Origin of the sequence: Marilutibacter aestuarii, from assembly GCF_006546775.1 — a bacterium.
GTDB classification, from domain to species: domain Bacteria; phylum Pseudomonadota; class Gammaproteobacteria; order Xanthomonadales; family Xanthomonadaceae; genus Marilutibacter; species Marilutibacter aestuarii.
Map to the genome: position 1 here is coordinate 1 of NZ_VICE01000013.1, position 7,400 is coordinate 7,400.

Here is a 7,400-nt window from a genome sequence, read left to right on the forward strand (position 1 = left end):
ACCGCGCGCTCGGTGCTGCCGGGCGCGTCGAGCGGCGCGCCCGGGCGCAGCAGGTCGCCGTCGAGCGCCAGGCCGATGCCGGTCGCCTCGGTGACCGCGGCCTGGAACGCGGCGTTGCGACTGGCGTGCCAGCCGGCGTTGAAATCGGCGAAACGATACAGCGGCCGCTCGTAGCGGGTGGGATAGCCCAGCAGGTGGGCGATACCGAAATACATGCCGCCGCGCCGGGTGAACACCTCGTCGCGGATGCTGCCCTCCAGCGGCCAGGGGTAGCCATCGGCATGCGCCTCGGCGAAGGCGATGCTGACCTGCATGGGCCCGCCGGTGCGGACCGGGTTGAAGCCGCCCAGCAGGCGCTCGCCCATCGGCACGCGCCGGGTGAAGTCTTCGAAGATCGCATTGAGTTCCTGCTCGGTGCGTACCGCGGCCAGGCGCTCGGCATAGCTGCGCCCGTTACCGGACTTGACCTTCAGGGCGGCGTCGACGAGGAAGCCGGGTACGTGCGCGTCCGCGGCGCGGCGATCGATCTCGCCGCGGGCGATCCGCGCCAGGCCGGGCACGGGCGGGTTGGCCTGGAAGCTCGACTCCTGCTGGGTCACGGCCAGCACCGCGCACAGGTTCTCCGCGTCCGGGACGAGGCCCTGCGCCGCGAACGCCACCTGGATGTCGGCCGCCCAGCCCTCGCGGTCGGCGACGCCGGCGGGCATGCGCCTGGCGATCTCGGCGCGCACCTCGGCCGGTGGACGCCAACCGGCCTTCGATGCCGGGCCCGAGGCGCATGCGGCGAGTGCCAGGACGGTCGCCAGGAGCATGACGGCGCGAAGCGCGCGCGCGGGGACGGGATCGTTCGATGGCATGCGGGTACCGGTCCGGGACGGGCGCTCAGGCTATCAGCCCAGGACGGCGCGGCGGGCCTCGAGCAGTTGCACGTCACGGCGGTGATGGAAGCCGACGGCCTCGTAGAGCGCTTTCGCACGGCGGTTGCCGTGGCTGACATGCAGGAACGGACGGTCGCCGCGCACCAGGATGTCGTTGGCCAGGTGGGCCATGAGGCGCCGCGCGAGGCCGCGGCCGAGGAAGGCCGGATCGGTGCAGATGGCGCTCAGTTCACGGTGGCCGGGAAAGCCCATGCGCTCACCGATCATCGCCGCGAGCACGCCGTCGACGCGGATGCCGAAGTAACGTCCCATGTCCATCGTGCGTGGGCGGAAGTAGTGCGGGTACACGCGCGCGACGAGGTCGAGGACGTCCGCGAGGTCCGCCTCGCCCAGGGCGATGACCTCGGGTCCCGCGGGCGCATCCAGCGGACGCTCCAGCGTCATCTGCGCGATCGCCACGGGCCTGGAGCCGGTCCACCGCGGCGACAGTTGCGGTGCAGGCCCCACGAAGAGGACGGACTGGCCCGCGTCGACCAGCGCCTCCAGGCCGCCCGCGTCGGCGCCTTCCGTCTCGACCGCCGCGAACGGGGCGATCGCAGCCGGATAGGCCGCCAGGCCGTCGCCGCGGCGGGCCAGCCCTGCATGCAGGCTGGTGAGCGAAGCCCAGACGGGATTGTCGAGCGCGTGCGGCATGGGTCGCGACCGGGTGGCGGCCCCCTAGTCTGCACCATGGCGCGGCCGCGACCGGGCGCCGCCGTTACACTGCCGCCATGGCGCCCTGGTACGTCTATTTGATCGAATGCCGTGGTGGCCGGATCTACACCGGCATCGCCACCGACGTCGTGCGCCGCTATGCCGAACACGCGGCCGGCAAGGGCGCGCGTTTCACCCGTGCCTGGCCGCCGGAGCGACTACTGGGCAGTTTCGGGCACCCCGACCGCGCCTCCGCCAGCCGCGCCGAACACGCGATCAAGAAACTGTCGCCTGCCCGCAAACGGGCCCTGTGCGCGACCGGCGCCGACTGAGGCGCGGCGGGCCGGACGTCAGGCCTTCCTGACGAACATCGACTTGAGCTTCATCGCGCCGATCCCGTCGATCCTGCAGTCGATGTCATGGTCGCCGTCGACCAGCCGGATGTTGCGCACCTTGGTCCCCACCTTCACCACCGCCGACGAACCCTTGACCTTGAGGTCCTTGATCACGGTGACCGTGTCGCCATCGCTGAGCGGCGTGCCATGGGCATCGCGTACACCGGGGTCGGGCTCCCCGGGCACCGGCTCGGCATCCCCTGCCTGTTCGTGCCCGCATTCGGGGCAGACGACGAGGTGGCCGTCTTCGTAGGTGTACCCGGAATGGCATTGGCTGCAGGGCGCGGGCATGTGCAGGGATCCAGTTCGACGTCGATCGGCCATTGTCGCCGCTCGCCGCCGCGAACGCGACCGGCCGCGACGCCGCGTACCCGTCCTCGCATGGCCTTGCACGGCCTGCGCCTACACTTCGCGCATGCCACCTCGAACGACGCCTGCCCGCTGGATGCCCGACTTTCGTCACGGCCCCCGACTGCAGCCCTGCCGCGCCGCCCGCGGAGGCGGGCGCGGTCGATGAGGACCGGCACGTTCCGTTCCCTGCGCAACCGCAACTATCGCGTCTGGGCACTCGGCGCGATCGTGTCCAACGTCGGCACGTGGATGCAGCGCATCGCGCAGGACTGGATCGTCCTCACCCAGCTCACCGACAACAATGCGACCGCGGTTGGCATCGTCACCGCGCTGCAGTTCGGTCCGCGGGTGCTGCTGTTGCCCCTGACCGGTTACGCGGCCGACCACTTCGACCGTCGCAAGCTGCTGGTCGCCACCCAGGCCGGCATGGGTGCACTGGCCCTCGGCCTGGGCCTGCTGTGCATCCTCGGCCACGTCCAGCTCTGGCACGTCTACGGATTCGCCCTGGCCCTGGGCGCGGTGACGGCGTTCGACGCGCCGGCCCGACAGACGTTCGTGTCCGACCTGGTGGACGAAGACGACCTGTCGAACGCGGTGGCGCTCAACTCGACCTCCTTCAATGCCGCACGGATGATCGGGCCGGCGGTGGCGGGCGTGCTGATCGCCCACATCGGCGCCGGCTGGGTGTTCCTCATCAACGCGGCGACCTACGCGGCCGTCATCGCATCGCTGGGCCTGCTGCAGCTGGACGCGCTGCGGACGCGGACGCGGCCCGCCGGCAGCCGCACCGGCCTGGTCGATGGATTCGCCTACGTCTGGCGGCGCCCGGACCTGAAGGCGATGTTCCTGATGCTGTTCCTGATCGGCACCTTCGGCCTGAACTTCGCGATCTACATCTCGACGATGGCGGTGACGGTGTTCCACGGCGACGCCGGCCAGTACGGCTTCCTGACTTCCATGCTGGCGATCGGCTCGGTCGCCGGTGCCCTGCTCGCAGCCGGTCGCGCGCGGCCGACGGTGACCGCGCTGCTCGGCGGCGCCGCGGTGTTCGGGCTGGGCTTCTGCCTGGCGGCGGTGATGCCCAGCCAATGGCTCTTCGGCCTGACCCTGGTCCTGGTCGGCCTGTCCGCGCAGACCTTCACCACGTCGGTCAACAGCGCGGTGCAACTGTCGACCGATCCCGCGATGCGCGGGCGGGTGATGGCGATCCTGATGGCGATCGCGCTGGGCGGCACGCCGATCGGCGCACCCATCATCGGCTGGGTCGCCGACACCTGGGGGCCGCGGTGGTCGCTGGGGATCGGTGGCGCGTCGGGTTTCGCCGCGGCGCTGGTCGGCCTCCACTACCTGGTGCGGCATCGCCGGCTGCGGCTGCGCTTCGACGGCGCCCGGCCACGCTTCACCCTGCAGCCACGACCGCCGCGCCCGCCGGGCACGAGCGAGGGGACCTAGGCCCCGCCTGCGCGTGGGGTATCGTCGGCCTCGGGATGACGCGCCCGCCACGCGGCCAGGTCGGCCCGGTAGCGATGCAGGTCCTCGGTGTAGGTATCGAGCACGCAGACCGGGCAGCCGCTGCCGCAACAGTCGGTCGGCAAGGGCGCTTCGGGCGGCACCGGCCTGGGATCGGCGTCGGGATCGCGGGGGGGCGTCGTCATGTGGGGCAGCGTTCGGTTCTAGGGCGCGGCGGATGGCGTGAAGCCTCCGGGACCCGCGAGGCAGGCCACGTCGGCTCAGCCATTTTCCCATGCATCGGGCACGCCGCCATCCATTCCCCGAGACGCTGCCAGGCCGGGCAGCGGCTGGCTCGCGCGCGTGCGCACGGCATGGGCGACCGCCGAGCGCAGCATGGTCGGCGCGATGTAGTGGCGGTGCACGCGCTTGATGACGGCCATGTAGAAGCGACCGAAGGCATTGACCGGCCGCACCCGGGTGCCCAGGCCCACCCGCAGGCGCCCGTCCGTGGCGCGTTGCACGCGCACGCAAGAGCGGAAGGCGAGGTGGCGGTCGTCCGCGCCCAGCAATACCTGCACACAGGCACCGTCCTGGCTGTTCCGGCTGTCGAGGACCGGGAAGCGGCCTGCAAACAGCCGGGCGCCGTCCGGCCTGCCCAGCAGCGACGAGGCCGGGCAGCCGATGCTGGACGTGCGCAGGCCCAGCGGCTTGACCAGCACGTTGCGCAGGGCCATCAGCCCGGAGACGGTGGCGGCCTGGTTGTCGAGGAAGCCTTCGAGCACGGCCGTCATGGCATCAGCGGCGCGGGCGACCGGGAGCGAACCGGCCGGCAGTTCGAGCTCGAACCAGTCCTCGTGCACGCCCGGTCCCGGCAGCACGCCGGCAAGCACGCTGTCGGCCGGCACCGTCGCGCTTGCCGTCACCGGGTAACGCGCATGCCGATGCGTCAGGAAGCCGACCGGCACGCGCCAGTGCCGCCAGCGGCCCAGCACAGCGCCGGCCACCGAACGCAGGTGCATGCAGACGCGCCACGACAGGCTGGACACCGGCGCCTTGAAGGACAGCGCCGTCACCGGCACGCGGCCGGCGCGCAGCACGCGCGGCACCCGCTCGGCCAGCACCGGGGGAAGCAGTTCGGTCAGCGTCGGTATGTCGCCCTCGCCCGCTTCGACCTGCGCGCGCAGACCCGGATCCAGGGTGCCGCCCAGTTCGTTGGTGTGGCAGGACAGGGCCATCAACACCGGATTGCGCCCGTCCTCGCCCAGCGGCGCGAACTGGTGCCAGGTATCACCACCGAAACGCACCGTGACCAAGGCATCGGGCGGGACGTGGACGCAGTGCAGCGCGTGGAAGAACTGGTCGGGATCACGCTCGAGCTGCGCGCGAGAAGCGGTGGAGAAGCGCAGGCTGGCGCCGCCGCTGCCGACCACCGCGGTGAACACGCGATGGCCCGCGTGGCGATGGAAGGGGTGGCCTTGCGGCCCGACCACGAACGAGTACAGCGCCGTCGCATCGCCCCGGGCCAGGTCGATCGCACCCAGGCGCGCGGAAGGTTCGTCGAGTGCATCGACGTGGCGCGGATGCCGGGACTGCCGCGCGCCGACCGAGGCGATCAGGCGGTCACCGCTGCCGGGGCCGAGCTGCCCGACCAGGGTCACCTCGACCGGCAATCCCCCGTCGTGGTGGCGCAGGCTCACCGAGGGGAAGCTGTCCGTGCGCTGGGTCGTGTGTTCCATCACTGTCTCCTTGCCGGTCACGGTCTCAGTCATCGTCGCGTGCGCCACCTTCGGCCGCCGGTGCGCGCAGGCTTCGCGCGCGTCCCTGGCTCTCGCGCTTGAGCGGCCCGGCCACGGGGCATACCTCCGATGCCCACGCGAACAGGGTGTTGGCGAGGCGCTCGGGTTGCTGGCGGAAGTACACGAACTGCCCGCGGCGCTCGCGGACGATGAGCCCGGCTTCTTCGAGCACGCGCAGGTGGCCCGACAGTGCGGGCTTGCTGAAGTCGAAGCGCTCGCCGATCTCGCCGGCCGTCATCTCGCCCTCGTTGAGGTAAGCGAGGATCTTGCGGCGCGGGGTGGAGGCGAGGGCTTCGAAGACGCGATCGATGGACATCGGGACACACTAGTTAATTAATTTATTAACTATTTACCTGAGCCGGGCCCGTCGCGCAAGCCCCGGACGGGCAGTCTCGTGCCCGGACCTGCGCCGCACGACGCACCTTCCAACCAGGTGTGTTTGTCTGATAGTGTTATATATCACTAATACAGTTGAGACTTCATATGCGCATGCTTGGCGCACTCCCCCGACGGACGCCATGGACGGCACGAGCACTCCTGGCATCCGCCCTCGTGGTGTTCTCCACAGGCTGCACCGGCATTTCCCAGCGCGTCCCGGCACCGCCACCGATGGCGGCCGTCGCGGAGGACGCCGTGCTGGCCGAGCGCGTCGATGCCTATTTCGCGCCACTCGCTTCGCACGCGGACCTGTCGGGCACGCTGGTGGTCATGCGCGGCGAACAGCCGGTGCTGGTCCGCCACTACGGCCATGCCGACTGGCCTGCGCGCCGCGCGCACAGCCTCGCGACGCGGTACAGCGCCGCCTCGGTCACCAAGAGCGTGGTGGCGGCGACGCTGGTGCAGCTCGAGCGCGCGGGCACGGTATCGCTGGACCAGCCGGTCGGCCACTGGCTTGAGCCCCTCGCCGACCGGCCGGGCATGAGCCTGCGCGCCGTGCTCCACCACAGCGCGGGCTTGCCGCGCGACCTGCCCGACGATTTCCGCACCGGCGAGGCGGACGTCGCGACCTGGCTGGCGGCGCACCCCCGCCGCCTGCAAGCGCCCGGCAAGGAACGCTATTCGAACGTCGGTTACGCCCTGCTGGCCGAGGTGGTGGCGCGCGCGAGCGGTCGCCCGTTCGCGGAAGTGGCGCGCGATCGCGTCCTGCGCCCGGCCGGGATGAGCGACAGCCAGGTCGCGCTGGAGACCGCGGACCATTTCGCCGACGGCGCCCTGCCCTACACGGCCGGGCCGGAACCCGAAGGCGTCATGACGCCGGTGCCGGCGCCCCTGGAGATCGGCAGTTCAGGCCTGGTGGCCACCGCGCCGGACCTGGCGCGATGGGCGCGCACGCTCGCCGATGGCGCCTATCCCGAACTCTTCGTCGACGAGGATCCGTTGGGATCGATCGACACCGGACAGGACGACAACGGCGACTACGTGTCGGTCCAGGGCACCTTGCCCGGCTACTCGGCCAATGCCATCGCCTGGCGCGACAGCGATCTGTCGGTGGCCTTCGCCGGCAACCTCTTCGACTATCCGGTGCTGCGGATGGGCAAGACCCTGCGTGGCCTGCTGGGACCGACACCCCCGGCGCCACCGCCGGCGCGTCCCCAGGCAGTGCCGCTGGCGGACGCGCATCGTGCGCGGGCGGGCCGCTACGCGCATCCCGACTTCGGCACCATCGCCATTGCCGAGGTGCCGGGCCGCGGCGGCATGACGCTGACCATGCCGCGGCAGCCGGCCTACTGGTCCTTCCACCTCACCCCGATCGCGGATGGCGGCCTGCACTGGCGCGCTTTCGGCGTGGTGTTCCGGGCCGGCGACGCGGGCGGCCTGCTCGCCTCGCCCGCCGA

General features: G+C 71.4%; 9 protein-coding genes. 3 read left to right on the forward strand and 6 right to left on the reverse strand.

Annotated elements, in window-relative coordinates; all coding sequences use genetic code 11:
* Together FKV25_RS01700 and FKV25_RS01705 are read right to left on the reverse strand one after the other, a co-directional pair.
* Positions 1 to 857: DUF1615 family protein (locus FKV25_RS01700; RefSeq protein ID WP_425462596.1), on the reverse strand; the 857-nt coding region annotated here is incomplete at its 3' end.
* 33 nt (positions 858 to 890) lie between these two features.
* On the reverse strand, positions 891 to 1,571 hold the full coding sequence (locus FKV25_RS01705) for a GNAT family N-acetyltransferase (RefSeq protein WP_141517064.1): 681 nt from the start codon (positions 1,569 to 1,571) through the stop codon (positions 891 to 893).
* Positions 1,572 to 1,648: 77 nt separating this feature from the next.
* On the opposite strand from FKV25_RS01705, the gene FKV25_RS01710 reads away from it, so the two are divergent.
* Positions 1,649 to 1,903: a GIY-YIG nuclease family protein gene (locus tag FKV25_RS01710; RefSeq protein WP_141517065.1), complete on the forward strand. Its 255-nt coding sequence runs from the start codon at positions 1,649 to 1,651 to the stop codon at positions 1,901 to 1,903.
* An 18-nt stretch (positions 1,904 to 1,921) separates the two neighbouring features.
* On the opposite strand, the gene FKV25_RS01715 is transcribed toward FKV25_RS01710, so the two are convergent.
* Positions 1,922 to 2,257 (reverse strand): zinc ribbon domain-containing protein YjdM, encoded by a 336-nt coding sequence (locus FKV25_RS01715; RefSeq protein ID WP_141517066.1) that lies wholly within the window; start codon positions 2,255 to 2,257, stop codon positions 1,922 to 1,924.
* Between the two features lie 222 nt (positions 2,258 to 2,479).
* Here FKV25_RS01715 and FKV25_RS01720 point away from each other — a divergent pair, with 222 nt between their 5' ends.
* Positions 2,480 to 3,769 (forward strand): MFS transporter, encoded by a 1,290-nt coding sequence (locus tag FKV25_RS01720; protein WP_141517067.1) that lies wholly within the window; start codon positions 2,480 to 2,482, stop codon positions 3,767 to 3,769.
* Here the strand turns inward: FKV25_RS01720 and FKV25_RS01725 are convergent.
* The 3 genes from FKV25_RS01725 to FKV25_RS01735 all read right to left on the reverse strand — a co-directional run bounded on the left by FKV25_RS01725 (position 3,766) and on the right by FKV25_RS01735 (position 5,881).
* Positions 3,766 to 3,972 carry an oxidoreductase-like domain-containing protein gene (locus FKV25_RS01725; protein WP_141517068.1) on the reverse strand — a complete coding sequence of 69 codons (207 nt, stop codon included), beginning with the start codon at positions 3,970 to 3,972 and terminating at the stop codon, positions 3,766 to 3,768. The two genes, FKV25_RS01720 and FKV25_RS01725, sit on opposite strands and share 4 nt — an antisense overlap.
* Positions 3,973 to 4,047: 75 nt before the next feature.
* A complete protein-coding gene (locus FKV25_RS01730; protein WP_141517069.1) occupies positions 4,048 to 5,505 on the reverse strand; it encodes a DUF2867 domain-containing protein in 1,458 nt (485 codons plus the stop codon).
* Positions 5,506 to 5,530: 25 nt separating this feature from the next.
* Complete coding sequence (locus tag FKV25_RS01735; protein WP_170218469.1) at positions 5,531 to 5,881, reverse strand: metalloregulator ArsR/SmtB family transcription factor; 351 nt, start codon at positions 5,879 to 5,881, stop codon at positions 5,531 to 5,533.
* A 293-nt stretch (positions 5,882 to 6,174) separates the two neighbouring features.
* Here FKV25_RS01735 and FKV25_RS01740 point away from each other — a divergent pair.
* Positions 6,175 to 7,400 (forward strand): serine hydrolase domain-containing protein (locus tag FKV25_RS01740; protein ID WP_170218470.1); only part of this gene is annotated, 1,226 nt, incomplete at its 3' end.

Coding starts and splice junctions, on each gene's coding strand:
- FKV25_RS01725 (WP_141517068.1), bottom strand. CDS start 3,972: ATGACGACGCCCCCCCGCGATCCCGACGCCGATCCCAGGCCGGTGCCG.
- FKV25_RS01735 (WP_170218469.1), bottom strand. CDS start 5,881: ATGTCCATCGATCGCGTCTTCGAAGCCCTCGCCTCCACCCCGCGCCGC.
- FKV25_RS01730 (WP_141517069.1), bottom strand. CDS start 5,505: ATGGAACACACGACCCAGCGCACGGACAGCTTCCCCTCGGTGAGCCTG.
- FKV25_RS01720 (WP_141517067.1), top strand. CDS start 2,480: ATGAGGACCGGCACGTTCCGTTCCCTGCGCAACCGCAACTATCGCGTC.
- FKV25_RS01705 (WP_141517064.1), bottom strand. CDS start 1,571: ATGCCGCACGCGCTCGACAATCCCGTCTGGGCTTCGCTCACCAGCCTG.
- FKV25_RS01715 (WP_141517066.1), bottom strand. CDS start 2,257: ATGCCCGCGCCCTGCAGCCAATGCCATTCCGGGTACACCTACGAAGAC.
- FKV25_RS01710 (WP_141517065.1), top strand. CDS start 1,649: ATGGCGCCCTGGTACGTCTATTTGATCGAATGCCGTGGTGGCCGGATC.